Below are 26,155 nucleotides of genomic sequence, written 5' to 3' on the forward strand. Positions count from 1 at the left end.
AGGGGGCGGGACGCACCCGCCCCCTCACCAAGAGCGCGATGCTCAGGAGACGCCCAGCTCCTTCGCGTTCTTCCTCAGGTCCTCGATACCGCCGCACATGAAGAACGCCTGCTCGGGGAAGTGGTCGTACTCACCGTCGCAGATCGCGTTGAACGCGGCGATCGACTCGTCCAGCGGCACGTCCGAACCGTCCACGCCGGTGAACTGCTTGGCGACGTGGGTGTTCTGGGACAGGAAGCGCTCGACGCGGCGGGCACGCTGGACGACCAGCTTGTCCTCCTCGCTGAGCTCGTCGATGCCGAGGATCGCGATGATGTCCTGGAGGTCCTTGTACTTCTGCAGGATCCCCTTGACACGCATGGCGCACTCGTAGTGGTCCTGCGCGATGTAGCGCGGGTCCAGAATGCGGGACGTGGAGTCCAGCGGGTCCACGGCCGGGTAGATGCCCTTCTCGGAGATCGGACGGGACAGAACCGTCGTCGCGTCGAGGTGGGCGAACGTGGTGGCCGGGGCCGGGTCGGTCAGGTCGTCCGCGGGAACGTAGATCGCCTGCATCGAGGTGATCGAGTGACCGCGGGTCGAGGTGATGCGCTCCTGGAGGAGACCCATCTCGTCGGCCAGGTTCGGCTGGTAGCCCACCGCGGAGGGCATGCGGCCGAGCAGGGTCGACACCTCGGAACCCGCCTGCGTGAAGCGGAAGATGTTGTCGATGAAGAACAGCACGTCCTGCTTCTGGACGTCACGGAAGTACTCGGCCATGGTCAGGCCGGCCAGCGCGACGCGCAGACGCGTGCCCGGGGGCTCGTCCATCTGACCAAAGACCAGCGCGGTCTTGTCGATGACGCCGGACTCGCTCATCTCGTCGATGAGGTCGTTGCCCTCACGGGTGCGCTCACCGACACCGGCGAACACGGAGACACCGTCGTGGTTGTTGGCGACGCGGTAGATCATCTCCTGGATGAGCACCGTCTTGCCGACGCCGGCACCACCGAACAGACCGATCTTTCCACCCTTGACGTACGGGGTGAGAAGGTCGATGACCTTGACGCCGGTCTCGAACATCTCGGTCTTCGACTCGAGCTCGTCGAAGTTCGGCGCCTTGCGGTGGATGGTCCAGCGCTCGCCGTCGTACTTCTCGTCGACGTTCAGCACCTCGCCGAGGGTGTTGAACACCTTGCCCTTGGTGAACTCGCCGACCGGGACGGTGATGCCCGTGCCGGTGTCGGTGACCGTGGCCTGGCGGACCAGGCCGTCGGTGGGCTGCATCGAGATGGTGCGGACCAGGCCGTCACCCAGGTGCTGGGCGACCTCCAGGGTCAGCGTCTTCTTCTCGCCCGCCTTCGCCGGGTCGGCGACCTCGACGTGCAGGGCGTTGTAGATCTCCGGCATCGCGTCGACGGGGAACTCCACGTCGACGACCGGGCCGATGACCCGCGCGACGCGGCCCGTCGCCGTGGCCGTCTCAACAGTGGTGGTCATTAGTTGTCACTCCCCGCGGTCGCGTCGGCCAGGGCACTCGCGCCACCGACGATCTCGCTGATTTCCTGGGTGATTTCGGCCTGGCGGGCCGCGTTGGCAAGCCGGGAGAGCCTCTCGATGAGGTCCCCGGCGTTGTCTGTGGCCGACTTCATCGCGCGCCGCGTGGCGGCGTGCTTCGAAGCGGCCGACTGGAGCAGCGCGTTGTAGATCCGGCTCTCCACGTAGCGCGGCAGCAGGGCGTCGAGGACGTCCTCCGCCGAGGGCTCGAAGTCGTACAGCGGGAGGATCTCGCCCTTGGGCGCGGCCTCCTGCGCGACCTCGTCGAGGCTGAGCGGCAGCAGACGGTCGTCCTGCGCCGTCTGCGTCATCATCGACACGAACTCGGTGTAGACGATGTGGAGTTCGTCCACACCGCCGTCGGCCGTGTCCGTCTCGATGGCCTCGATGAGCGGAGCCGCGACCTTCTTGGCGTCCGCGTACGTCGGCTCGTCGGTGAAGCCGCTCCACGACTCCGAGACCTTGCGCTCCCGGAAGTTGTAGTGGGCGACACCGCGCCGGCCGACGATGTACGTGTCGACCTGCTTGCCCTCGCGCTCGAGGCGCTCGGTCAGCCGCTCCGCGGCCTTGATGGCGTTGGAGTTGAAGGCACCGGCGAGACCGCGGTCGCTCGTCAGGAGCAGCACCGCGGACCGGGTGACCGTCTCGGCCTGGGTGGTCAGCGGGTGCTTCGTGTTCGACCCGGTACCGACCGCCGTGACTGCGCGGGTGAGCTCGGTCGCGTACGGCGTGGAGGCCGCCACCTTGCGCTGCGCCTTGACGACGCGCGAGGCGGCGATCATCTCCATCGCCTTGGTGATCTTCTTGGTCGCGGTGACGGATCGGATGCGACGCTTGTAGACCCGGAGCTGGGCTCCCATGAGTCAGGTCCCTTCCTTACGTCACTTGGCGGCGGACGGAGCGTCCTCGCCGAGCAGCTTGCCGTCGGAGGTCTCGAACTGCTTCTTGAACTCCGCGATGGCGTCCGCGACGGCGGTCAGCGTGTCGTCCGACATCTTGCCGCCCTCCTTGATGGAGGTCATGAGGCCCTGCTCCTTGCGGTGCAGGAACTCCAGGAGCTCCTTCTCGAAGCGACGGATGTCGTTGACCGGAACGTCGTCCATCTTGCCGGTGGTGCCGGCCCATACGGAGACGACCTGGTCCTCGGTCGGCATCGGCTGGTACTGAGCCTGCTTGAGCAGCTCGACCATGCGCTGACCGCGCTCCAGCTGCGCCTTCGACGCCGCGTCCAGGTCGGAACCGAAGGCGGCGAACGCCTCCAGCTCACGGAACTGGGCGAGGTCCACGCGCAGGCGGCCGGAGACCTGCTTCATCGCCTTGTGCTGGGCGGAGCCACCGACGCGGGAGACCGAGATACCGACGTTCAGGGCCGGACGCTGACCGGCGTTGAACAGGTCGGACTCCAGGAAGCACTGGCCGTCGGTGATGGAGATGACGTTGGTCGGGATGAACGCCGAGACGTCGTTGGCCTTGGTCTCGACGATCGGCAGACCGGTCATCGAGCCGGCGCCCTCCGCGTCGGAGAGCTTCGCGCAGCGCTCCAGCAGGCGGGAGTGCAGGTAGAAGACGTCACCCGGGTAGGCCTCGCGGCCCGGCGGGCGGCGCAGCAGCAGCGACACGGCGCGGTAGGCGTCGGCCTGCTTCGACAGGTCGTCGAAGATGATCAGGACGTGCTTGCCCTCGTACATCCACTGCTGGCCGATGGCCGAACCGGTGTAGGGCGCGAGGTACTTGAAGCCCGCCGGGTCGGACGCCGGGGCGGCGACGATCGTCGTGTACTCCAGCGCGCCGGCGTCCTCGAGGGCGCCACGCACGGAGGCGATGGTCGAGCCCTTCTGGCCGATGGCGACGTAGACGCAGCGGACCTGCTTCTTCGGGTCGCCCGAGCGCCAGTTGTCGCGCTGGTTGATGATCGTGTCGACGGCCAGGGCGGTCTTGCCGGTCTGGCGGTCGCCGATGATCAGCTGACGCTGGCCGCGGCCGATGGGGGTCATGGCGTCGACGGCCTTGTAGCCCGTCTCCATCGGCTCGTGCACCGACTTGCGCTGCATGACCGTGGGGGCCTGCAGTTCGAGGGCGCGGCGGCCGGACGTCTCGATCTCGCCGAGGCCGTCGATCGGGTTGCCGAGCGGGTCGACGACGCGGCCGAGGTAGCCCTCGCCGACCGCGACGGAGAGCACCTCACCGGTACGGGTGACCGGCTGCCCCTCCTCGATGCCGCTGAACTCACCGAGGACGACGCAGCCGATCTCGCGCTCCTCGAGGTTGAGGGCGAGACCGAGGGTGCCGTCCTCGAACTTCAGCAGTTCGTTGGCCATGGCCGAGGGAAGACCCTCGACCTTCGCGATGCCGTCGCCGGCAAGGGTGACCGTACCGACCTCCTCGCGCGAGGCCGCGTCCGGCTTGTACGCCTGGACGAAGTTCTCCAGCGCGTCCCGGATCTCCTCCGGCCGGATCGTGAGCTCCGCCATCTGGGTTCCCTGCTCTCCTTGTTGGGCCCGAAGTTTCACTTGGGGGGTATTCCACGAGTCGGGACTCCCCCCAATGAGAGGTGAATCCTCTGCACGGCCCAACCAGGGCCGTAAGTACGTACTGCGTGTTCTGTTGCTGGGGTGCCTCGGTACGCCTAGCCCGCCATGCGGCGGCCGGCGTCCTCGATCCGGTCCGCGAGGGAGCCGTTGATGACCTCGTCGCCGACCTGCACCCGGATCCCGCCGAGGACCGCCGGGTCCACGTCGAGGTTGAGGTGCATCTGGCGGCCGTAGAGCTTCGCCAGGACACCGCCCAGGCGCTGCTTCTGCGTGTCGCTCAGCGGGACGGCCGAGGTGACGACGGCCACCATGCGGCTGCGCCGGTCCGCGGCGAGCTTGGACAGGGACTCGAGTCCCGCTTCCAGGCTACGTCCCCGCGGCGCGGTCACCAGACGCGTCACCAGACGCTCGGTCGTCGCGTCGGCCCGCCCGCCGAGCAGGCTGCGCAGCAGCTCGCTCTTGGCCGGGATGGTGGCCTTGCGGTCGGTCAGCGCGGCGCGCAGCTCCGTGTTGGAGGAGACGATCCGGCCGAACCGGAACAGCTCGTCCTCGACGTTGTCGAGCGCGCCGGTCTTCTGCGCGGCGGTGAGGTCGGCGGTGTCGGCCAGCTCCTCCAGCGCGTCCACCAGGTCGCGCGAACGCGACCAGCGGGAGCGCACCATGCCGGACACCAGGTCGGCGGTCGGGCCGCCGACCTGGCCGCCGATGAGGCGCTGCACCAGCTCGGCCTTGGCCTCGCCGGCCTGCGCCGGGTCGGTCAGGACCCGACGCAGCGACACCTCGCGGTCGAGCAGCGCGGTGACGGCGGCCAGCTCGCCGGCGAGCTGCGCCGCATCCACGGACGTGGAGTCCGTCAGCGCGTCGAGACGCTCCCGTGCGGCTGCCAGGGCCTCGCGGCTCGCTCCGTGAGCTGTCATCGGGCGGCCTCGGCCTTCTCCTCGAGCTCGTCGAGGAAGCGGTCGATGACGCGGCTCTGCCGGGCGTGGTCCTCGAGGGACTCGCCGACCAGCTTGCCGGCCAGCGTGGTGGCGAGCAGGCCGACGTCCTGGCGGAGCGAGGACGCGGCGGCCTTGCGGTCGGCCGCGATCTGGGCGTGACCGGCGGTGACGATCTCCTCGCGCTGCCGCTGGCCTTCCGCACGCATCTCGGCGATGAGCGCGGCGCCCTGCTCCTGCGCCTCCTGGCGCAGACGGGCGGCCTCGTGCCGGGCCTCGGCGAGCTGAGCCTTGTACTGCTCGAGCACGCTCTGGGCCTCGGTCTTCATCGCCTCGGCCTCTTCGATACCGCCTTCGATCGCCGCTCGGCGCTCCTCCAGAACCTTGTTGATGTTCGGAAGCAGCTTCTTCCAGAAGAAGAAGAACACGATGGCGAAGGCGATGGTGCCGACGAGCAGCTCGGGGCCGGGCGGCAGGAGCGGGTTCTGCTTCTCCGCGTGCTCGGCCGCCAGCTGTACCAGGTTGGCGATCACATCAGTGCCTTTCGTCGATACGTGTCGGTCAGTAAGGAGTCTTACTGACCGAACACGAACGGCATAACGATGCCGATGAGGGCGAGCGCCTCACAGAAGGCGAAGCCGAGGATCTGGTTGGCGCGGATCAGGCCGGCCGCCTCGGGCTGACGGGCGAGGGCCTGGGTGCCGTTACCGAAGATGATGCCGATGCCGATGCCGGGGCCGATGGCCGCGAGGCCGTAGCCGATGGAACCGATGGAACCGGAGACAGCGGCAAGGGTCTCAGTGGCAGCCATGCTGAATCTTCCTTCTCTGTTGCGAACCGGTGGGGGTTGGCCACCGGACGGCTGGTGGGTTGTGAGGGGGTGGCTCAGTGGTGCTCGGCGAGAGCGCCCTGAACGTAGGAGCAGGCCAGCAGGACGAAGACGTACGCCTGGACGGCCTGGACGAAGAGCTCGAAGAGGATCATGACGACCGTCATGACGAACGAGACACCCGCGGCCGGGATCATGTAGCTGTTCAGCAGGTACCAGCTGGCGACGGTGAACATCACGAGCAGCAGGTGGCCGGCGAACATGTTCGCGAAGAGCCGGACCGCGTGGGTGAAGGGGCGGACCAGGACGTTCGAGAAGAACTCGATCACCACGACCAGCGGCAGCACCGGGCCGAGCGACTTGTCGTAGCCCGTGAGGTTTTTGAACCCGCCGACGAAACCGTGCTTCTTGAAGGTGAGCCCGAGCCACACCACGTAGACGACCGCGGCGAGCACCGCCGGGAAGGCGATGATCGAGGCCACCGGGAACTGGGCCAGCGGGATCACGGACCAGATGTTCATGATCCAGATGAAGAAGAACAGCGAGACCATCAGGGGGACGTACTTCTCGCCCTCCTTCTTGCCGAGGGTCTCGTAGACGATGCCGCGGCGGACGAAGTCGTAGCCGGCCTCACCGATCATCTGGAGCTTGCCCGGCACCACCTTGGCCTTGCCGAAGGCCGCCCAGAAGAAGCTGACGACGAGGAGGGTGGTGATGAGCGCGAGCAGCATCACCTTGTTGAACTCGAACCCGCCGGCAGTGGCGATCGGCTGGAAGAGGAACGAGTGCAGGCCCGGAGCCGGAAAACCACACCCGTTGTCGGACATGATCCGACAGCTCCAGTCAAAGGCGAGCTGGGTCTGGTCAGCACTCACCGCGGGCTCCTTCGGCGTGACGCATAGGTACGGCAACCTCGTTGTGTCGGCGCGGCACGCAGCCGCGGGTCGGCACCGGACAGGTGTTACGGATGTGAGGGCGGCTGAGGGGCTTCGAGCCTCGCGATTGAGCAGGCGTCAGCTCAAATGCCCGCGCCCGCGATGCCGCAGTTGGCACCGGACGATAGCAGGAGTTCTGGATGCTCTTTATCGCGCCCCTACTCGTCACGACGACGACCCCGTCTTCTCGGACCTGTCGCTCTTCACGGGCTCCGGATCGACATAGAAGATCTTGGCCTTCATGTGCGCCCGGGCCTGCGCGGCCATCCATACGACGGTCGCGACGACGAGCGAAAGCGCGAATGCCTTCGCGTTGAAGAGTGACGTGTCCTTGAACAGGGCGACGAAGATCAGAAGCAGCAGGAGCTGGGCGACGTAAAGCATCAGCCCCATGGCCTGGAACAGCTGCGGAAGCGTTTTGGCCGCCCACTGCAGGACGTACAGGCCGATTCCCATGAACAGGACGGCCAGCACGGTCCCGAGCGCCGCACCGAGCGCACCCTTGCCGCCGGCCACCGCACCGCTGACGGCAACGGCAACCGCACCGGCAGCGGCCGTGGGTACGGCGCACTGCAGAAGGTTCCGGACGTCGCTGGAGGGCATGGCGGCAACTCCGCTTTCACAGGGGGCAGGGTGTCGTCATGGACGAGCGTAGCCCCGGGAACGAGTGTGAATTCCTCACGCGAATGGACCGTCGCACTGCGGTCTTTCCACTCTGTCCGGGGTTCTCGTGAACGGTATCACAAACTATTTGATGAGGTCTTTACCTACTGGGTGTGCTCGCTGTCACACATGAGAGTGAACCTGCACGTCTGCGCGCGACAGCGGGGACCTTGTCTGTTATTGGGCGACTTTGCACACCCATCGCAGTCTCACGAGTTGGCAATGCTCTCGTCAGATTCTTACCTTGGGCGTCCCAACGACCGGCATTCTCACCTCGGGTGGGAGCGGGCCCCGATGGCCGTCGCGCCGTTGACCGTGAGGCCGGCGCCGACCTTCGGGCGCTCCTCCTGGTCGGCCGCCTCCGGCCCCCGCTCCGAGTCCGGGTGCGTGTGCTGCGGCGCGGGCTCCGGCTGCTCGGCGACCGCGTGACGGCGGTAGCGCGGCGGCACGAAGCGGTAGGCCCAGCGCGGGGCGCGCGGTGTGAAGCGGGGCAGGAGCAGCAGCACCAGACCGACCGTGCTGAGGAAGACCACACCGAGCACGATCCACATGGACGCCGAGTTGACGGAGTAGGCCAGCGTGCCGCAGGAGATCAGGGCCGACCAGAAGTACATGATCAGCACCGCGCGGCTGTGGGAGTGGCCGATCTCCAGCAGGCGGTGGTGCAGGTGGCCGCGGTCCGCGGCGAAGGGCGACTGGCCGCGCCAGGTACGGCGCACGATCGCCAGGATCAGGTCCGCGGCGGGCACGGCGATGATCGTCAGCGGCAGCAGCAGCGGGATGTAGACGGGCACCGTCTGGTGGACGGTGTTGCGCTCGGAACCGGAGAAGAGGTTCATCACATCGGGGTCGACCTGCCCGGTGATGGAGATCGCGCCGGCCGCCAGCACCAGGCCGATCAGCATCGAGCCCGAGTCGCCCATGAAGATCCGCGCCGGGTGCATGTTGTGCGGCAGGAAGCCCAGGCACATGCCCATCAGGATCGCCGCGAACAGCGTGGCGGGCGCCGCCGCCTCGATGCCGTACGAGTACCAGATGCGGTACGCGTACATGAAGAACGCCGCCGTCGCGATGCACACCATGCCCGCCGCGAGGCCGTCGAGGCCGTCCACGAAGTTGACCGCGTTGATCGTGATGACGACCAGCGCCACCGTCAGCAGCGTGCTCTGCCACTGCGTGAGCGCGACCGTGCCGACGCCGGGCACCGGCAGCCACAGGATCGTCAGACCCTGGACGACCATCACACCCGCCGCGATCATCTGCGCGCCCAGCTTGATCAGGGCGTCGATCTCGAACTTGTCGTCCAGGACACCGATCAGCCAGATCAGGGCGGCACCCGACAGCAGCGCGCGGGGCTCGTTGGAGTTCTCGAAGACCTCGCTCAGGTTGGTCAGGTGGTCCGCGACCAGCAGGCCCGCGCACAGTCCGAAGAACATGGCGATCCCGCCGAGCCGCGGGGTCGGCTCCCGGTGCACGTCCCGTGCCCGGATCTCCGGCATCGCCCCCGCAACGATCGCGAACTTCCGTACCGGCCCTGTCAGCAGATACGTCACCGCGGCCGTGACGCAGAGCGTCAGGAGATATTCACGCACGGGCTTCCCCACAGGTCTCGCTGGCCATTCCAGCCCCACACCCTAGCGAGGTGCGCATATGGGTAGGGACTTCCGGGTAGCGACGATGGTTGCACGTATGGCTGTGCACGCCGCTCCGCCTACCCCGGCATCACCCGATTCAGGCCGGATACGGCGGGAAATCAGCCGTCAGCGCCCGTACCCGCGCACGCGCCCGCGCGGGCTCCACGTCACCCCGCAGCACCCCGGCGAGCAGCTCCGCGACCTGCGCCATCTCGGGCTCCCGCATGCCCTGCGTGGTGACCGCGGCCGTGCCGAGCCGCAGGCCGCGGGTGTCGCCGTGCGGCAGCGCACAGCAGTCCAGCACGAGCCCCGCCGCCGCGAGCCGGCCGCGCGCGGTGCGTCCCTCGACGCCGAGCGGGCCCGTGTCGGCGGTCAGCAAGTGGGTGTCCGTACCGCCGGTCGTGACGGCGAGCCCCTCGGAGGCGAGGCCTGCCGCCAGCATCCGCGCGTTGGCGACGACCTGGTGCGCGTACCGGACGAAGTCCTCCGTCGCCGCCTCGCCGAACGCGACCGCCTTCGCGGCGATGGTGTGCATCTGCGCACCGCCCTGTGTGAAGGGGAACACGGCCCGGTCGACGCGCTCGGCCAGGTGCGCGCCGCACAGCAGCATCCCGCCGCGCGGCCCGCGCAGCACCTTGTGCGTGGTCGCGCAGACGATGTCGGCGTACGGCACCGGACTGGGTGCCGCCCTCCCCGCCACCAGCCCGATGGGGTGCGCCGCGTCCGCGATCAGATACGCGCCCACCTCGTCGGCGACGGCCCGGAAGAACGCGTAGTCGGTGTGGCGCGGGTAGGCGATCGAGCCGCACACGATCGCCTTCGGGCGGTGCGCCCGCGCGAGCGCGCGGACCTGGTCGTGGTCGAGCAGCCCGGTCTCCGCGTCCACGCCGTAGCCGACGAAGTCGAACCAGCGGCCGGAGAAGTTCGCGGGCGAGCCGTGTGTGAGGTGGCCGCCGTGCGGCAGGCCCAGGGCGAGCACGGTGTCGCCGGGGCGCAGCAGCGCGGCGTACGCGGCCAGCACCGCCGAGGAACCCGAGTGGCACTGCACGTTGGCGTGCTCGGCGCCGAACAGGGCCCTGGCCCGCTCTACGGCGAGGCGCTCGGCGACGTCGACGATCTCGCAGCCGCCGTGGTGCCTGGCCCCCGGGTAGCCCTCCGCGTACTTGTTGGCGAGCGGCGAGCCGAGCGCGGCCAGCACGGCGGGCGAGGTGAAGTTCTCGGCGGCGCTCAGCTGGAGCGTCGTCATCTGCCGCTCGCGCTCGCCCTGCAGCACGTCGGCGAGCTCGGGGTCCTGGCGGCGCAGGGCGTCGGCCTCGGTGGCAGGGGTGACCGTCATGGCGGGCTCCGGGCGTGGACGGCGGCGTATGTCCAATGTAGGCCCGGGACGTCACGAATGCCCGCGTTGCTACGCGCTCGTGGTCACGCCCGTGAGCGCCGTCACCACCGGGTCCAGGGCTTGGTGTATCTCGTCGCCGATGGACCGGAAGAAGGTCAGCGGGGCGCCGTACGGGTCGTAGACCTCGTCGGCCTCCGCCGTCGGGGCCAGCAGCCAGCCGCGCAGTGCGGCCGCCGCGCGGACCAGGGCGCGCGCCCGCATGACCACGCCCTCCTCCAGCGGGGGGAGCGTCGCCGGGTCTATGGCCCGCACCAGGCGTGTGAACTCCTTCAGGGTGAAGGTGCGCAGGCCGGCCGAGTGGCCCATGGAGATGACCTGGGCGCGGTGGTCGCGGGTCGCGGTCAGCACCAGGTCGGCGCGGATCACGTGGTCGTCGAGGAGTTCCCGACCGGTGAAGCCGGAGGCGTCCGCGCCGAAGTCGGCCAGCACGGTCTCCGCGTTGGCCTCCATGGGGGCGCCCTCATGGCCCCAGGTGCCCGCGCTCTCCACGATCAGCCCGCCGCCCAGGATGCCGAGCCGCTCCTGCACGAAATGGCGGGTCAGCCGCTCGCTGATGGGCGAGCGGCACACGTTGCCGGTGCTGACGTGGAGGATGCGGAAGCTGTCGCGGGGAAACCCGAAGGTCGTCGTCTCCTCCGCGTTGAAAGCCCCGTTGCCTATGCCACGCCCCGGGTCAGGGGGCGTCAATTGGCCACCTCGAGGTCGGGTACCACCTTGCGCAGCTCATCTGCCGGGATGGCACCCTCGCGCAGCAGCAGCGGTACCTCGCGGGTGACGTCGACGATGGACGACGGGACGTTGCCGGGGGTGGGGCCGCCGTCCAGGTAGACGGAGACGGAGTCGCCGAGCATCTCCTGGGCGGCGTCGCAGTCCTCGGGGGCGGGGTGGCCGGTGAGGTTCGCCGAGGAGACGGCCATCGGGCCGAACTCGGTCAGCAGCTCGATGGCGACCGGGTGCAGCGGCATGCGGACGGCGACCGTGCCCCGGGTGTCGCCGAGGTCCCACTGCAGGGACGGCTGGTGGCGGGCGACCAGGGTGAGCGCGCCCGGCCAGAAGGCGTCGACGAGTTCCCAGGCCTGCTCGGAGAAGTCCGTGACGAGGCCGTGCAGCGTGTTCGGTGAACCGATGAGGACGGGGGTGGGCATGTTCCGGCCGCGGCCCTTGGCCTCCAGCAGGTCGGCGACGGCCTCCGAGGAGAACGCGTCGGCGCCGAGGCCGTACACCGTGTCCGTGGGCAGCACCACGAGCTCGCCACGACGGACGGCGGACGCTGCCTCGCGCAGACCGGTCACACGGTCGGTCGCGTCATTGGTGTCGTATCGCCGTGCCATGTCTAGCGGGCCTCCTCGTACACGTGCTGCGGGGGTGAAGTCCGGCGGGTGCTCACGGCAACGCCTTGCGGGCGGTCGCGAACCGCGGGCGGTTGTTGAGGTCGGGGTGGTCGGCGGCGTCGGTCCAGCCCCGGTCCTCGGCGAAGATCCACGGCACCTGGCCGCCCTGGGTGTCGGCGTGCTCGACGACGACGACTCCGCCGGGGCGCAGCAACCGGTGGGCGGTGCGCTCGATGCCGCGGATCAGGTCGAGGCCGTCCTCGCCGGAGAACAGGGCCATCTCCGGGTCGTGGTCCCGTGCTTCGGGTGCCACATACTCCCACTCGGTGAGCGGAATGTAAGGGGGGTTGGAGATGACGAGGTCGACCTGGCCGTCGAGGTCGGGGAACGCGGTCAGGGCGTCGCCCTGGCGCAGTTCGACCCGGGAGCCCTCGACGTTCTTGCGGGTCCACCCGATCGCGTCCTCGGACAGCTCGACGGCGTACACCCGGGAGCGCGGCACCTCCTGGGCGAGGGCGAGCGCGATGGCGCCGGAGCCGGTGCACAGGTCGACGATGCACGGCTCGACGACGTCCATGGCGCGTACGGCGTCTATGGCCCAGCCGGCCACCGACTCGGTCTCCGGACGCGGCACGAAAACCCCGGGCCCGACCTGGAGTTCCAGGTAGCGGAAGTAGACGCGGCCGGTGATGTGCTGGAGGGGCTCGCGGGCCTCGCGGCGGGCGACGACCTCCCAGTAGCGCGCGTCGAAGTCGGTGTCCTTGACGGTGTGCAGCTCGCCGCGCTTGACGCCGTGCACGAACGCGGCGAGTTCCTCCGCGTCGGTGCGCGGCGAGGGCACGCCGGCGTCGGCGAGCCGCTGGGTGGCCTGGGCCACCTCGGCGAGCAGCACGCCGCGGGGGTTCGGGGGTCGCCCCCCAAGATGTTGCTGCACGCGAGTCCTCCGGAGTGCTCGTACCTGAGTTGCGCGGGTTACGCGGCGGCCAGCTTGGCGGCCGAGTCCGCGTCGACGCAGGCCTGGATCACCGCGTCGAGTTCGCCGTCCAGGACCTGGTCGAGGTTGTACGACTTGAAGCCGACGCGGTGGTCCGAGATGCGGTTCTCCGGGAAGTTGTACGTGCGGATCTTCTCGGAGCGGTCGACGGTGCGGACCTGGCTGCGGCGGGCGTCGGCGGCTTCCTTCTCCGCCTCCTCCTGCGCCGCGGCGAGCAGCCTGGAGCGCAGGATACGCATCGCCTGCTCCTTGTTCTGCAGCTGGCTCTTCTCGTTCTGGCAGGAGGCGACGACTCCGGTCGGAATGTGCGTGATGCGCACGGCGGAGTCGGTGGTGTTGACGGACTGGCCGCCGGGTCCGGAGGACCGGTACACGTCGATGCGGAGGTCGTTGGGGTTGATCTCGACGTCGATCTCCTCGGCCTCGGGCGTGACGAGCACACCCGCGGCGGAGGTGTGGATGCGGCCCTGCGACTCGGTGGCCGGCACGCGCTGCACACGGTGCACGCCGCCCTCGTACTTCAGGCGTGCCCACACGCCCTGCCCGGGCTCGGTGGCGCCCTGGCCGCCCTTGGTCTTCACGGCCACCTGGACGTCCTTGTAGCCGCCCAGCTCGGACTCGGTGGCGTCGATGATCTCGGTCTTCCAGCCGACGCGCTCGGCGTAGCGCAGGTACATCCGCAGCAGGTCGCCGGCGAACAGGGCGGACTCGTCGCCGCCCGCGCCCGCCTTGATCTCGAGGATGACGTCCTTGTCGTCGCTGGGGTCGCGCGGGACGAGCAGCAGGCGCAGCTTCTCGGTGAGCTCTTCGCGCTGCCGCTCCATGTCCTTGACCTCGGCGGCGAAGTCCGGGTCGTCGACGGCCAACTCGCGCGCGGTCTCCATGTCGTCGCCGGTCTGCTTCCAGGAGCGGTACGTGGCGACGATCGGGGTGAGCTCGGCGTAGCGCTTGTTCAGCTTGCGCGCGTTGGCCTGGTCGGAGTGGACCGACGGGTCGGCGAGCGTCTTCTCCAGGTCGGCGTGCTCGGCGACGAGTTCCTCGACGGCCTCGAACATCTTGGGCTCCTGATACAGCGGTGAGAGGGAAGGGCGGGCGACCAAAAACGCCGGTCCCGGCGCGCCTCGCGGGGCGCGGCCGTGGACCGGCGGTTCGGTGCTCGCTACTTCTTGGAGCCGGCGGCCTTGCCGAAGCGGGCCTCGAAGCGGGCCACACGGCCACCGGTGTCGAGGATCTTCTGCTTGCCCGTGTAGAACGGGTGGCACTCGGAGCAGACCTCGGCCCGGACGGTGCCGGACTGGATCGTGCTGCGGGTGGTGAACGACGCGCCACAGGTGCAGCTGACCTGCGTCTCGACGTACTCGGGGTGGATGTCGCGCTTCAAGGTGTCTCCTAGGTTTCGGGAGGGCGCCGGGTCGCCGCCGCGGGGTGCGGGAGCGTGAACCGGGGCCGACGTACCAGTCTGCCAGGGACTGGCGTCTTCCCCCAAAACGGGGGGTTGCCGTCACCTATTCCCTACGGGCTCCGCGTGGCTCGTGGGGCGCTCACCGATGGGGCGCTCACCACGCCTCCGGCCTCGCCGGTGGCCGTGCCCGCCGTGACCGTCCGCGGGATCGGGCGGTCCTTCTTCAGAGCGTGCCAGAGCTGCCGGGCCTTCTTCTTCTGGACGAGGACGCGGTTGGGGTCGGCCGGGTCGTAGCGGACCGGCAGGGTGACCATGCGCAGGTGCTCCGGGGTGATGTCCCGCAAGCCGTTCGCGAAGGACGTCAGGGAGTTCACGGAGGCCAGGCCGGAGTCGGTCGTGACGGCCCTGGTGGCGGTGTCGGCGAGGTCGTACAGCTTCTTGGGGCTGGTGAACACGCCGATGTCCTTGACCTGGGTGGCCAGCGCCTTGACGAAGGCCTGCTGGAGCTGGATGCGGCCGAGGTCGGAGCCGTCGCCGACGCCGTGCCGGGTGCGGACCAGGCCGAGGGCCTGCTCGCCGCTCAGCCGGTGGGTGCCCGCTTTCAGCCGCAGATGGCTGTCGGGGTCGTCGATGCTCTTCGTGGTGGTGATGCCTACGCCGCCGAGTTCGTCGACCAGCTTCTCGAAGCCCGCGAAGTCGACCTCGAGGTAGTGGTCCATGCGCAGGTCGGAGAGGGTCTCGACGGTCTTCACGGCGCAGGCGGCGCCTCCGGTGGAGTACGCGGAGTTGAACATGACGTCCTTGGCGGCGCCGTGCGTGTCGCCGTCGGCGCCGCTGCACCGGGGGCGGTCGATGAGGGTGTCGCGCGGAATGGAGACCACGCTCGCCTTCTTGTGGCCCCGGTGGACGTGGACGACCATCGCGGTGTCCGAGCGGGCGGTGCCGTCGTCGGTGCCGCCGCCGAGCTGCTCGTTGTCGCCGGAGCGGGTGTCGGAGCCGAGGACGAGGATGTTCTGGGAGCCGTCGTCGGCCTTGTCGGGCCGGTCGGCGCCGAGGAGCTGGTCGATGTCGATGCTGCTGATGTTGCCGTTGAGCTTGAAGTACAGGTATCCGGCACCGGTGCCGCCCAGGGCGACGATGCCGGCCGCGACCCAGGCCGTGATCCTCAGTCCCTTGTGCCGCTTCCCGCGGGGCGTGCGGCGGCGCCCGTTGGCGCGGTGGCGCGACCCGCCCCTGGCGAGGGTCTCTCCCGCGGCGTCGGGGTGCCCCGGCGTACTGAAGCGGTTCGGCGTGCCCGGATGGCCCGGCGTGCTCTCGGCAGACATGTGCTCCTCGGTTCTCGTCCGGTCGGTTACCCCCTGCGTTCAGTTCCAGACTCAGAGTGGGCATTGTTGCTCACCATCGTCGCCTTTTGTCCGTTCTGATGGGGTGCCGGCGGACAGACTCGCACAACGCTCTGTGCCGGCCGACGTGGCCGGTGGGGCACGGAGCGTGAGAGTGCCGGCCCCGGAGAGCCGGTCTCACCTGCGGATTCAGCACCGGAGGCCGTACCGGTGGAAGCCGGCGCGGACGGGCACCCCCGTGGCGAAGGTCTCTCTGGCGGCCCGGACGGTGCCCTTGCGGAGGTGGAGCGTGCCGCCGGTCGTGCGGCCCGGGGAGTCCGCCCCGGCGTGGCCGAAGACGTCGCCGGGGGCGATGACGCGGCTGTAGGTCCTGCGGTCGCCGGCCGATCCGGTGGGTCGCCCAGGAGCCACCGGCCTGCGCGTAGTGCGTCCAGTACATGTCGCCGTGGTGGTCACGGTGGACGGGGACCAGGTCTTCTCGGCCGTCCCGGTCGGGGTCTGCTTCCGGGGTCTCACCTGCGGTGCGTCACCGGCGACGGCACCGCGACGCGCCGCTCCGACCGGCCGGCGAGGTCGCGCTGGTGGCGGGCTGGACCGTGGGTCCCGGCAGCGCGGGGGCGGCCCCGGCGAACGGAGCAAGCACCCGTGCGGGGACAGGCAGGAGGGCCGCCCTGACGAACAGGACGGCCCTCCTGTGCGCCCGAAGGGGCGCGGGGCTGTGCGGGACAGACGGCTTCGCCGCGCGGGCGAGACAACTCACGGTCGACTCGCGGGCCGAGAGACGGCCCACGTTGCTCCGGAACGGAACGTCAGTCGCCGTTGCCCGGCGTCGGCGTCGTCTTCTGGATCTGCAGCAGGAACTCGGCGTTCGACTTGGTCTGCTTCATCTTGTCGAGAAGCAGCTCGATCGCCTGCTGGGAGTCGAGCGCGTGCAGCACCCGGCGCAGCTTCCAGACGATGGCCAGCTCGTCGCTGCCGAGCAGGATCTCCTCCTTGCGGGTGCCGGACGCGTCGACGTCCACCGCGGGGAAGATGCGCTTGTCGGCGAGCTTCCGGTCGAGCTTGAGCTCCATGTTGCCGGTACCCTTGAACTCCTCGAAGATCACCTCGTCCATGCGGGACCCGGTGTCCACCAGCGCGGTGGCGAGGATGGTCAGCGAACCGCCGTCCTCGATGTTGCGGGCCGCACCGAAGAACCGCTTCGGCGGGTAGAGGGCCGTGGAGTCGACACCACCGGACAGGATGCGGCCGGAGGCAGGCGCCGCGAGGTTGTACGCACGGCCCAGACGCGTGATCGAGTCGAGCAGGACGACGACGTCGTGACCCAGCTCCACCAGGCGCTTGGCGCGCTCGATGGCGAGCTCGGCGACCGTGGTGTGGTCCTCGGCCGGGCGGTCGAAGGTCGAGGAGATGACCTCGCCCTTCACCGACCGCTGCATGTCGGTGACCTCTTCCGGACGCTCGTCGACGAGGACGACCATCAGGTGGCACTCGGGGTTGTTGTGCGTGATCGCGTTGGCGACCGCCTGCATGATCATGGTCTTGCCGGTCTTCGGCGGGGCCACGATCAGACCGCGCTGGCCCTTACCGATCGGCGACACGAGGTCGATGATGCGGGTGGTGAGCACACCCGGGTCCGTCTCCAGGCGGAGGCGGTCCTGCGGGTACAGCGGGGTGAGCTTGTTGAACTCCGGGCGGCCACGGCCGTGTTCGGGCGCCATGCCGTTGACGGAGTCGAGGCGGACCAGCGCGTTGAACTTCTCGCGGCGCTCGCCCTCCTTCGGCTGGCGCACGGCACCGGTGATGTGGTCGCCCTTGCGCAGGCCGTTCTTGCGGACCTGGGCGAGGGATACGTACACGTCGTTCGGGCCGGGCAGGTAGCCGGAGGTCCGGATGAACGCGTAGTTGTCGAGGATGTCCAGAATGCCCGCGACGGGGATCAGGACGTCGTCGTCGGCGATCTGCGGCTCGGGCGCGATCTCGTCGCGGCCGCGACGGCCACGGCGGTCGCGGTACCGGCCGCGACGGCCACGGCGGCCGCCCTCGAAGTCGTCGTCGTCCTGCTGCTGCTGCCGTCCGCCGCCACCGCCCTGCTGACGCTGGCTCTGGCCGCTCTGGCCCTGCTGCTGGTTCTGCTGGTCGTCGCCCTTGCCGCGGCGGTCCCCGCGGTCACGGTCCCTGTCACGGTCCCGATCGCGGTCACGGCCGCGCTCGCGGCGGTCCCGGCGGCGGCCCTCGCCACCGTCACCGTCGCCCTTGCTGTCGGCGCGGTGGTCGCCCTTGCCCTCGCCCTGCTGGGCCGGGGTCTCGGCCTTCGGCTCGTTCTTCGCCTCGGCGGCGACCGTCTCGGTGCCGCCGGGAGCACCGGCGTCGGCCGTGGCACGGCGCCGGCGGCGCTCGGCCGGGGCGGGCTCGTCCCCGCCGCGCTCGGCCTCACCACGGGCGGGGCCTCCGGCGGGCTGGCCGGGGATCTCGATCTGCCGCTCGGACTGCTCGGCGGCCTCGGCCGGCTTCTTCGCCTTCTTCTCGGCGGCGGCCTCGTCACCCGTGCGCGTCCGCGAGGTGGTCCGGCGCTTCGGCTTGGTCTCCGCCGCGTCGTCGGCCTTGGCGGCCGGGGCGGCTCCACCTCCCGCCTGCGCCTCCTTGATGACCTCGATCAGCTGGCTCTTGCGCATCCGCGCGGTGCCCCTGATGCCGAGGCCGGATGCGACCTGCTGCAGCTCGGCCAGCACCATGCCCTCGAGGCCGGTACCGCGGCGCCGCCGGGAGCCGGCACCGGTGGCAGGCGCGGAGGCGTCCGTGGCGGGCGCGGCAGCGGTCTCCTCGACACGTGCGCCCATCAGATCGGTGGTGTCGCTCACGAAGGGTCCTTCCCTGGAGCGGACGTCGGCCTGTCTGGCTCGGCGACCGGTTGTGCTGTCCGGCTACGGTCCTCTTCTGCGTGACCGTGCCGGGGCGGTGGTCCGCCAAAGCGGCGGAAGAGGTTTCTGGTGATGGCGCTTCCTCGAGGCGTGGCACCGAGTGTCACGTGGCGTGGTCGCACCTGCTCCGGAGCATGCCCGGCGGGTCGCTCAGTGCTCACGCACCGCGTACTGTCCGCATACGAGGTGTCGAACACAGGGTGACTTGGGGGGCTCCCGGAAGAATGTCTGTCCCGAACGGGGACACGAGGCACCTCGCCATGGTGGGGTCGGGTGCAGACTTGAGATTAACACTACCGGATCCAACAAACATTCCCCCTCTCGAAATCCGGCAAGCGGGTGTCATGGCGCAAGCGGCAGCACGCTCGCCCCCTGCGCATCGAGGCCCAGCCGGTTCGCCGCCCAGTCCTCGCCGGCCAGCGCCTCGACCTTGTCGGCGGTGTCGGCTCCGGCGAGTGCCATGACCGTGGGTCCGGCGCCGGAGATGACCGCCGGGATGCCGACCGACCGCAGCCGCTCGACCAGTGCCGCGCTCTCGGGCATGGCGGGGGCCCGGTACTCCTGGTGGAGACGGTCCTCGGTGGCGGGCAGCAGCAGGTCGGGGCGACGCGTCAGCGCTTCCACCAGCAGCGCTGCGCGGCCCGCGTTGACGGCGGCGTCGACATGCGGGACGGAGCGCGGCAGCAGCCCGCGGGCGGTCTCGGTCAGGACCGGCTTACCGGGGACGAAGACCACCGGAACGATGGAGTCGGCGGGTTCCATCCTGATCGCGCGCGCCGCGCCCGACTCCATCCAGGACAGGGTGAAACCGCCGAGCAGACAGGCCGCCACGTTGTCCGGGTGCCCCTCGATCTCGGTCGCGAGTTCGACCAGCGCCGCGTCGTCGAGGCGGGCCTCGCCGCCTATGGTCACGGCGCGGGCGGCGACGATTCCGGCGCAGATGGCGGCCGAGGAGGAACCGAGGCCGCGGCCGTGCGGAATGCGGTTGGCGCAGACGATCTCCAGGCCGCGCGGCTGGCCGCCGAGGACGTCGAAGGCGGTGCGCAGGGAGCGTACGAGCAGGTGGCTCTCGTCGCGCGGGAGGGTCTCGCCACCCTCTCCCGCGATGTCGATGTGCAGCCCGGAGTCGGCCACCCGGACCACCACGTCGTCGTAGAGCCCCAGCGCGAGGCCGAGGGCGTCGAAGCCCGGGCCGAGGTTGGCGCTGGTGGCGGGGACGCGCACCCGGACGGCGGCGGCGCGGAACGCTGGACCGGCCATCGCTCGTTGACTCTCCTTGAGCTGCGTGACTGTCGAATGACGTTCGATTGTCGATGGACATCCGATGACGTACGAGAACCCGGGGGTCATGCTGCCGGCCGGGCGACCGGCCGCTGTCGGCCGCGGAGACAGCGCGGCACCGCGGCATGCGCGGCGGGCGGGTTCGGTACAGCCTATCGAAGGTGGGTTCTGCGGCGACATAGGGCGCACAGGAGGCGCACGATGCGTGTCGCAAGCCCCCTGTGCACCCCCGCAGGGAAGCATTCCCCAGGTAAGCGCCGTCCTACGCGTCCTTCGCCACCCGCGCCGCCGGGTGCGTCGTAGGCGTACGCGTGTGTCGTCCGTGGCTGTCTCGGACGCGCGCCGGCTGTCAGGTCAGGCCGAGGCGTTCGGCCGCCGTGGCCGCGTCGACGGGCACGGTGACCGGCTGCGGGGCGCCGGCGACGGCCCAGTCCGGGTCCTTCAGACCGTTGCCCGTCACGGTGCACACGATCTTCTGGCCCGGGTCGACCCCGCCCTGTTCGGCGGCCTTCAGCAGACCGGCGACGGACGCGGCGGACGCGGGCTCCACGAAGACGCCCTCCTGCGCGGCCAACAGGCGGTAGGCGCGCAGGATTTCCCGGTCCGTGACCTCGTCGATGACGCCGCCGGACTCGTCGCGCGCGGCCAGGGCGTAGTGCCAGGAGGCCGGGTTGCCGATCCGGATGGCGGTGGCGACGGTCGTCGGGTCCTTGACGACCTCGCCGCGCACGATGGGTGCCGACCCGGAGGCCTGGAAGCCCCACATGCGCGGGGTGCGCGCGGCGATGCCGTCGGCGGCGTACTCCCGGTAGCCCTTCCAGTACGCGGTGATGTTGCCCGCGTTGCCCACCGGCAGGACGTGGATGTCGGGCGCGTCGCCGAGCATGTCGACAATCTCGAACGCGGCCGTCTTCTGGCCTTCGATACGCACCGGATTGACCGAGTTCACCAGCGCCACGGGGTAGTTGTCGCTGAGGGCGCGCGCCAGGGTCAGACAGTCGTCGAAGTTGCCGTCGACCTGGAGGATCTTCGCGCCGTGCACCAGAGCCTGGCCCATCTTGCCGAGCGCGATCTTGCCCTGCGGCACGAGGACCGCGCAGACCATCCCGGCGCGCACGGCGTACGCGGCGGCGGAGGCCGACGTGTTGCCGGTGGAGGCGCAGATGACGGCCTTGGCGCCCTCCTCCTTCGCCCGGGAGATGGCCATGGTCATGCCGCGGTCCTTGAAGGACCCGGTCGGGTTGGCGCCCTCCACCTTGAGGTGGACCTCGCAGCCCGTGCGCTCGGAGAGCACCTGCGCGGGCACGAGGGGCGTGCCGCCCTCGCGGAGCGTCACGACCGGCGTGGTGTCGGAGACCGGCAGCCTGTCCCGGTACTCCTCGATGATTCCGCGCCACTGGTGGGTCATTGCTGGTTACTCTCCTTCAACCCGCATGATGCTGGCGACACCGCGCACGGTGTCGAGCTTGCGCAGCGCCTCGACGGTGCCGCCGAGGGCCGCGTCGGACGCACGGTGGGTGACCACGACGAGGGAGGCTCCTCCCCCGCTCCCGGCTTCCTCGCCCGAGCGCGCGGCACCTCCGTCCTTGCCCTGCTGCCGAACCGTGTCGATGGACACGCCGTGCTCGGCGAAGACGGTGGCGACCTGGGCGAGCACACCCGGCTTGTCGGCCACGTCCAGACTGATGTGGTAGCGCGTGACCACGTCACCCATGGGCGACACGGGCAGCGCGGCGTACGCGGACTCGCCGGGGCCGGTCGCGCCGCTGAGGCGGTTGCGGCAGACGGCGACGAGGTCGCCGAGGACGGCGGAAGCGGTGGGCGCGCCGCCGGCGCCGGGGCCGTAGAACATCAGCCGGCCCGCGGCGTCGGACTCCACGAACACGGCGTTGTAGGCGCCGCGGACGTTGGCCAGCGGGTGGCTCAGCGGGATCATCGCGGGGTGCACGCGCGCGGTGACCGACGCACCGTCCGCGGCCCGTTCGCAGAGGGCGAGCAGCTTGATGGTGCAGCCCATCTCCCGGGCGGAGACGAAGTCGGCGGCGGTGACCTCGGCCATGCCCTCGCGGTAGACGTCGTCGAGGCGCACGCGCGTGTGGAAGGCGATGCCGGCGAGGATCGCGGCCTTGGCGGCGGCGTCGAAGCCCTCGACGTCGGCGGTCGGGTCGGCCTCCGCGTACCCGAGGGCGGTGGCCTCGTCCAGGGCCTCCTGGTAGCCGGCGCCGGTGGAGTCCATCTTGTCGAGTATGAAGTTGGTCGTCCCGTTGACGATGCCCATGACCCGGTTGATCTTGTCGCCGGCGAGGGACTCCCGCAGCGGCCGGATCAGCGGGATCGCGCCGGCGACGGCGGCCTCGTAGTAGAGGTCCCCGCCGTGCTCGTCGGCGACGGCGTGCAGCGCGGCGCCGTCCTGGGCGAGGAGGGCCTTGTTGGCGGAGACGACGGACGCGCCGCACTCGAAGGCCGTGGTGATGAGCGTGCGGGCGGGCTCGATGCCGCCGATGACCTCGACGACCACGTCGATGTCGCCGCGTTTGACGAGGGCGGTGGCGTCGGTGGTGACGAGGGCCGGGTCGATGCCCTCACGCACCCGGTCCGGCCTGCGCACGGCGACGCCCGCGAGTTCGACGGGGGCCCCGATCCTGGCGGCGAGGTCGTCGGCGTGCGTCGTCATGATGCGCGCCACCTCTGAGCCGACCACTCCACAGCCCAGCAGCGCCACCTTCAGCGGACGCGTACGCATCATCCGACCTCGATTCCTCACATACCGAATACGCAAATACGGTTGACCCAGTCTCACTCACCGGACGGGACTTCCTGCGCCCCGTCCGGATCGTGAGATGTCGATTTCAAGTTGGCGCCCGGGCAGACCGGAGATCTTCCTCGACCGGGCGGAACACGCCGCGCTCCTGGCACACCACGCCGCGTCCGCCTACGTCCGGAGCCCTCAGCCGACGTCGAGGCGCAGCAGGTCGTCCTCCGTCTCACGGCGCATGATGACCCGGGCCTCGCCGTCGCGGACGACGACGACCGGCGGGCGGAGCACGTGGTTGTAGTTGCTGGCCATCGACCGGCAGTACGCCCCGGTCGCCGCCACCGCGAGCAGGTCACCGGGTGCCAGGTCGGCGGGCAGGAACGCGTCCCGCACCACGATGTCACCGCTCTCGCAGTGCTTGCCGACGACCCTGGTCAGCATCGGCCCGGCGTCGGAACGACGCGAGGCGAGTACGACGGTGTACTCGGCGTCGTACAGAGCGGTCCGGATGTTGTCCGACATGCCGCCGTCGACGGAGACGTACGTCCGCAGCCCGTCGAGGGGCTTGACGGTGCCGACCTCGTACAGCGTGAACGCGGTGGGTCCGGCGATGGCGCGTCCCGGCTCGACGGAGATGCGGGGGGTGCGCAGCCGGGCGGCCTCGCACTCGCGGACGACGATCTCGCCGAGCGCCTTCGCGATCTCGTGCGGTTCACGGGGGTCGTCGCCGCTGGTGTAGGCGATGCCGAGGCCGCCGCCGAGATCGATCTCGGGCAGTTCGACACCGTGCTCGTCGCGGATGTCCTTGAGCAGTCCGACGACGCGGTGGGCGGCGACCTCGAACCCGGACATGTCGAAGATCTGCGACCCGATGTGCGAGTGGATTCCGATGAGCTCGAGCGCGTCGAGCTGCAGCGTCCGCCGTACGGCTTCCGCGGCCTGCCCGCCCGCCAGCGGAATCCCGAACTTCTGGTCCTCGTGCGCGGTGGCGATGAACTCGTGGGTGTGCGCCTCGACGCCGACGGTCACGCGGATCTGCACGCGCTGCCGCTTGCCGAGTTCCTGGGCGATGTGGGCGACGCGCACGATCTCCTGGAAGGAGTCGAGCACGATCCGCCCGACACCGGCCTCGACGGCCCGCCGGATCTCACCGGTGTCCTTGTTGTTGCCGTGGAAGGCGATCCGCTCGGGGGCCATCCCGGCGGACAGAGCGGTGGCCAGCTCCCCCCCGGAACAGACGTCGAGATTGAGTCCCTCCTCGTCCAGCCACCGCACGACGGCACGGGACAGGAATGCCTTGCCGGCGTAGAAGACGTCGGCGTCGGGCCCGAAGGCGGCACGCCAGGCGCGGGCCCGGGCCCGGAAGTCGGCCTCGTCGAGGACGTACGCGGGGGTGCCGAACTCCTCGGCGACGCTCTTCACGTCCATCCCGCCGACGGTGAGGACCCCGTCCTCGTCCCGGGTGACGGTCTGCGCCCACACCTTGGGGTCGAGGGCGTTGAGATCGGTGGGCGGGGCGGTGTAGTGCCCCTCGGGCAGGACGTCGGCGTGACGGGGCCCGGCGGGGTGTGCGGATCGGCTCATTTCTCCGGTGGCTCTCTACGTCTCAGAGGTGGTCGGGTGCGTCGATGCCGAGCAGGGAAAGGCCGCCGGCCAGCACCGTCCCGGCGGCTTCGGCAAGAGCGAGCCGGGCGCGGTGGGCGGCCGAGGGTTTCTCCTCGCCCACGGGCAGCACGGCGGGCAGGAAGGGCAGCACGGCATCGGCGACGTCGACGAGGTGCCGGGCAAGGCGATCGGGCGCGTAGGCGGTGGCGGCGGCGCGGAGGATGCGGGGGTGGTCGGCGAGGACGGTGAGGAGGGGGGGCACGGTCGTCCCGGTGGTGCCGACGGGGTCGGTGGCACTCGTCGGGGCGGTGCGGCCGGTGGGGTCGGTGCGGCCGGTGTTGGCGGTGGGGTCGGTGCGGCCCGTGTTGGCGGTGCGGCCGGTGATGGTGCCGGGGCGGGCTTCCGCCGGCGGGCCCGCCTCGGGGGTGGAGGGCTCGGGGGAGCCGGGCTCGGGGGAGCCGGGCTCGGATGTGAAGCCGAGATCGGCGGCGTTGCGGAGTAGGGCGCGGGTACGGGCATGGGCGTACCGCACCCGGAAAAGGGGGTTGTTCTCCCGCTGGACGAGATGCTCCTCGCCGAGGCGGGGCCGGTCGTGGGCCGCGGGATGCAGCAGCGCCCAGCGGGCGGCGTCCCGGCCGAGGGGAGTGGGGTCGGCGGGAGCGGGAACGGGGCGGATGGGGATGGGGATGGGGATGCCACCGGGGAGCGGATGTCCCGGTTGCCCGATCCCTTGACCGACGAGGGCCTCGAGTCCGAGGACCCGGACCCACTGCGCATCGCCCGGTGCGCCGTCCGGCGCCTTCTGCGGTGCCTCCTCCGGCGGCGCGTCACCGACGGTGCGTGCGTCTCCGACGGTGCGTACGTCACGGACGGTGCGTACGTCACCGACGGTGCGTACGGTCTGTCCGCAGAAGGTCCGCACGTCAGCCCCCTGGGCGCGAAGGAGGCGGGCGACGACGTCCATGACGACGAGGGCGCGGACTTCGTAGGGGGCGTGAAGGGTGAGGCCGGCCCCGCAGGCCCGGTGTCCGTCGTCATGAGCGTGCCCGTACCGGGCACCGCACCTCAGGATCTCGGCGACGAGCGCGGCGGCGGCATTGTCCCGTAGGCGGATGTTGAGGAACCCGGGAGGGGTGACGACGACATCCTCGACGGCGTGATCGGAGCCGAGCTCCAGAAGGTGCGCCTTGAGGATCCCCGCGACGCGCAGGGGCGGCTGCCCGGCGGGCCGGGCGAGCTGCAGGGCGACGTTGGTGGCGTAATCACCACACCCGCCGGGCCCAGGAGGCCCGACCACGACCCGCTCAGGAACGCTCACGCTCAGCTCTCCCCCGTCGACAGCACGCCGCACGGCGTGCAGCACGGTGCGGGAGAGCTCGGCGGGGGTCACCGGGCAAGCGTAGGGGAGGAAGGGGGTGAAGGAGCGAACTGGTTTCGGGAGGTCCCGGCATGTGGACGGTGCAGGTGGGCTGGATGGAGAAAGGCCGACGGACGGCGGCGCGGCTGCGTCAGCTGCCGGCCGGCTCGGCCTCGGCTTCTCCGGCATCGAGCACACCGCCGAACCCACTGGAGGCAGCACCACGACCACCGTCGCCGTCGCCTCGCTCCGTCCGCCCTTCCATCTCGACCAGCCGCCGTACGACACGGACCAGCTCGGCGGGGTCGAAGGGCTTGGCGAGGAAGGCGTCGACGCCGACTTCGAGGCCGGCCTCGACCTCGAACTGCGAGCAGGCACTGATGATGGCGAGGGGAAGATCGCGGGTGAGCGGGTCGGCACGCAGCCGCGCGGCGGTCCGTAGGCCGTCGAGCCGAGGCATGACGACATCGAGGGTGACGGCGTCGGGTCGCACCTGATGGACAACCTCAAGACACTCGGCACCATCGGCCGCGGTCACGACCTCGAGCCCCTCGAGCTCGAGATTGACCCTGATCAGCTGCCGGATGACCTTGTTGTCGTCCACAACGAGGACCCGGCCCGAAGCGCCTGGCACCACTCGAGAGTAGGTCGAGACCGGCTGGCGCGTCCGGGTTTTCCCCACTTCCACCCCGTGCGGGGGATGTTGG

General features: G+C 70.3%; 24 protein-coding genes. All 24 read right to left on the reverse strand.

The window, feature by feature from the left end:
* Window positions 1-42: 42 nt before the first annotated feature.
* The 24 genes from atpD to ABZ354_RS19120 all read right to left on the reverse strand — a co-directional run bounded on the left by atpD (window position 43) and on the right by ABZ354_RS19120 (window position 26,130).
* On the reverse strand, window positions 43-1,479 hold the full coding sequence (gene atpD, locus ABZ354_RS19005) for a F0F1 ATP synthase subunit beta (protein WP_358658118.1): 1,437 nt from the start codon (window positions 1,477-1,479) through the stop codon (window positions 43-45).
* Window positions 1,479-2,396, reverse strand: a complete 918-nt coding sequence (locus ABZ354_RS19010) for a F0F1 ATP synthase subunit gamma (RefSeq protein ID WP_358658120.1) — start codon at window positions 2,394-2,396, stop codon at window positions 1,479-1,481. The genes atpD and ABZ354_RS19010 overlap by 1 nt, the downstream gene beginning before the upstream one ends.
* Window positions 2,397-2,417: 21 nt before the next feature.
* Window positions 2,418-4,007 carry a F0F1 ATP synthase subunit alpha gene (gene atpA, locus ABZ354_RS19015; protein ID WP_358658122.1) on the reverse strand — a complete coding sequence of 530 codons (1,590 nt, stop codon included), beginning with the start codon at window positions 4,005-4,007 and terminating at the stop codon, window positions 2,418-2,420.
* Between the two features lie 155 nt (window positions 4,008-4,162).
* On the reverse strand, window positions 4,163-4,984 hold the full coding sequence (locus tag ABZ354_RS19020; RefSeq protein WP_358658124.1) for a F0F1 ATP synthase subunit delta: 822 nt from the start codon (window positions 4,982-4,984) through the stop codon (window positions 4,163-4,165).
* Complete coding sequence (locus ABZ354_RS19025) at window positions 4,981-5,535, reverse strand: F0F1 ATP synthase subunit B (RefSeq protein WP_358658126.1); 555 nt, start codon at window positions 5,533-5,535, stop codon at window positions 4,981-4,983. Before ABZ354_RS19025 ends, ABZ354_RS19020 begins: the two co-directional genes overlap by 4 nt.
* A gap of 41 nt (window positions 5,536-5,576) precedes the next feature.
* A complete protein-coding gene (gene atpE, locus ABZ354_RS19030; RefSeq protein ID WP_309062190.1) occupies window positions 5,577-5,813 on the reverse strand; it encodes an ATP synthase F0 subunit C in 237 nt (78 codons plus the stop codon).
* A gap of 74 nt (window positions 5,814-5,887) precedes the next feature.
* Complete coding sequence (gene atpB, locus ABZ354_RS19035) at window positions 5,888-6,658, reverse strand: F0F1 ATP synthase subunit A (RefSeq protein WP_358658210.1); 771 nt, start codon at window positions 6,656-6,658, stop codon at window positions 5,888-5,890.
* 273 nt (window positions 6,659-6,931) lie between these two features.
* Entirely contained in the window at window positions 6,932-7,369 is a 438-nt protein-coding gene (locus ABZ354_RS19040) for a hypothetical protein (protein WP_358658128.1), read from the reverse strand.
* Between the two features lie 329 nt (window positions 7,370-7,698).
* Window positions 7,699-9,021: an MraY family glycosyltransferase gene (locus ABZ354_RS19045; RefSeq protein ID WP_358658130.1), complete on the reverse strand. Its 1,323-nt coding sequence runs from the start codon at window positions 9,019-9,021 to the stop codon at window positions 7,699-7,701.
* A 139-nt stretch (window positions 9,022-9,160) separates the two neighbouring features.
* On the reverse strand, window positions 9,161-10,399 hold the full coding sequence (gene glyA / locus ABZ354_RS19050; RefSeq protein ID WP_358658132.1) for a serine hydroxymethyltransferase: 1,239 nt from the start codon (window positions 10,397-10,399) through the stop codon (window positions 9,161-9,163).
* A gap of 69 nt (window positions 10,400-10,468) precedes the next feature.
* Complete coding sequence (locus ABZ354_RS19055) at window positions 10,469-11,146, reverse strand: protein-tyrosine-phosphatase (RefSeq protein WP_358658134.1); 678 nt, start codon at window positions 11,144-11,146, stop codon at window positions 10,469-10,471.
* Window positions 11,143-11,790 carry an L-threonylcarbamoyladenylate synthase gene (locus ABZ354_RS19060; protein WP_358658136.1) on the reverse strand — a complete coding sequence of 216 codons (648 nt, stop codon included), beginning with the start codon at window positions 11,788-11,790 and terminating at the stop codon, window positions 11,143-11,145. The genes ABZ354_RS19055 and ABZ354_RS19060 overlap by 4 nt, the downstream gene beginning before the upstream one ends.
* A 52-nt stretch (window positions 11,791-11,842) precedes the next feature.
* Window positions 11,843-12,682 carry a peptide chain release factor N(5)-glutamine methyltransferase gene (gene prmC / locus ABZ354_RS19065; RefSeq protein WP_358658212.1) on the reverse strand — a complete coding sequence of 280 codons (840 nt, stop codon included), beginning with the start codon at window positions 12,680-12,682 and terminating at the stop codon, window positions 11,843-11,845.
* An 80-nt stretch (window positions 12,683-12,762) separates the two neighbouring features.
* Window positions 12,763-13,839, reverse strand: coding sequence for a peptide chain release factor 1 (prfA, locus tag ABZ354_RS19070; RefSeq protein WP_358658138.1), 1,077 nt, complete (start codon window positions 13,837-13,839; stop codon window positions 12,763-12,765).
* Window positions 13,840-13,943: 104 nt separating this feature from the next.
* On the reverse strand, window positions 13,944-14,165 hold the full coding sequence (rpmE, locus tag ABZ354_RS19075; RefSeq protein ID WP_053761958.1) for a 50S ribosomal protein L31: 222 nt from the start codon (window positions 14,163-14,165) through the stop codon (window positions 13,944-13,946).
* Between the two features lie 131 nt (window positions 14,166-14,296).
* Window positions 14,297-15,511 (reverse strand): LCP family protein, encoded by a 1,215-nt coding sequence (locus tag ABZ354_RS19080; protein WP_358658140.1) that lies wholly within the window; start codon window positions 15,509-15,511, stop codon window positions 14,297-14,299.
* Window positions 15,512-15,718: 207 nt separating this feature from the next.
* A complete protein-coding gene (locus tag ABZ354_RS19085; RefSeq protein ID WP_358658142.1) occupies window positions 15,719-15,940 on the reverse strand; it encodes a hypothetical protein in 222 nt (73 codons plus the stop codon).
* 398 nt (window positions 15,941-16,338) lie between these two features.
* Window positions 16,339-18,390 carry a transcription termination factor Rho gene (gene rho / locus ABZ354_RS19090; protein ID WP_358658144.1) on the reverse strand — a complete coding sequence of 684 codons (2,052 nt, stop codon included), beginning with the start codon at window positions 18,388-18,390 and terminating at the stop codon, window positions 16,339-16,341.
* A 402-nt stretch (window positions 18,391-18,792) separates the two neighbouring features.
* Window positions 18,793-19,710: a homoserine kinase gene (thrB, locus tag ABZ354_RS19095; RefSeq protein ID WP_358658145.1), complete on the reverse strand. Its 918-nt coding sequence runs from the start codon at window positions 19,708-19,710 to the stop codon at window positions 18,793-18,795.
* 370 nt (window positions 19,711-20,080) lie between these two features.
* Window positions 20,081-21,139: a threonine synthase gene (thrC, locus tag ABZ354_RS19100; RefSeq protein WP_358658147.1), complete on the reverse strand. Its 1,059-nt coding sequence runs from the start codon at window positions 21,137-21,139 to the stop codon at window positions 20,081-20,083.
* A 6-nt stretch (window positions 21,140-21,145) separates the two neighbouring features.
* Entirely contained in the window at window positions 21,146-22,474 is a 1,329-nt protein-coding gene (locus tag ABZ354_RS19105) for a homoserine dehydrogenase (RefSeq protein WP_358658213.1), read from the reverse strand.
* A gap of 204 nt (window positions 22,475-22,678) precedes the next feature.
* A complete protein-coding gene (lysA, locus tag ABZ354_RS19110) occupies window positions 22,679-24,070 on the reverse strand; it encodes a diaminopimelate decarboxylase (protein WP_358658149.1) in 1,392 nt (463 codons plus the stop codon).
* 22 nt (window positions 24,071-24,092) lie between these two features.
* Window positions 24,093-25,481 carry an ArgS-related anticodon-binding protein NrtL gene (gene nrtL / locus ABZ354_RS19115; protein WP_358658151.1) on the reverse strand — a complete coding sequence of 463 codons (1,389 nt, stop codon included), beginning with the start codon at window positions 25,479-25,481 and terminating at the stop codon, window positions 24,093-24,095.
* A gap of 118 nt (window positions 25,482-25,599) precedes the next feature.
* On the reverse strand, window positions 25,600-26,130 hold the full coding sequence (locus tag ABZ354_RS19120) for a response regulator (protein ID WP_358658215.1): 531 nt from the start codon (window positions 26,128-26,130) through the stop codon (window positions 25,600-25,602).
* Window positions 26,131-26,155: the final 25 nt, after the last annotated feature.

Source organism: Streptomyces sp. NPDC005925 (genome assembly GCF_040638805.1).
Taxonomy (GTDB): domain Bacteria; phylum Actinomycetota; class Actinomycetes; order Streptomycetales; family Streptomycetaceae; genus Streptomyces.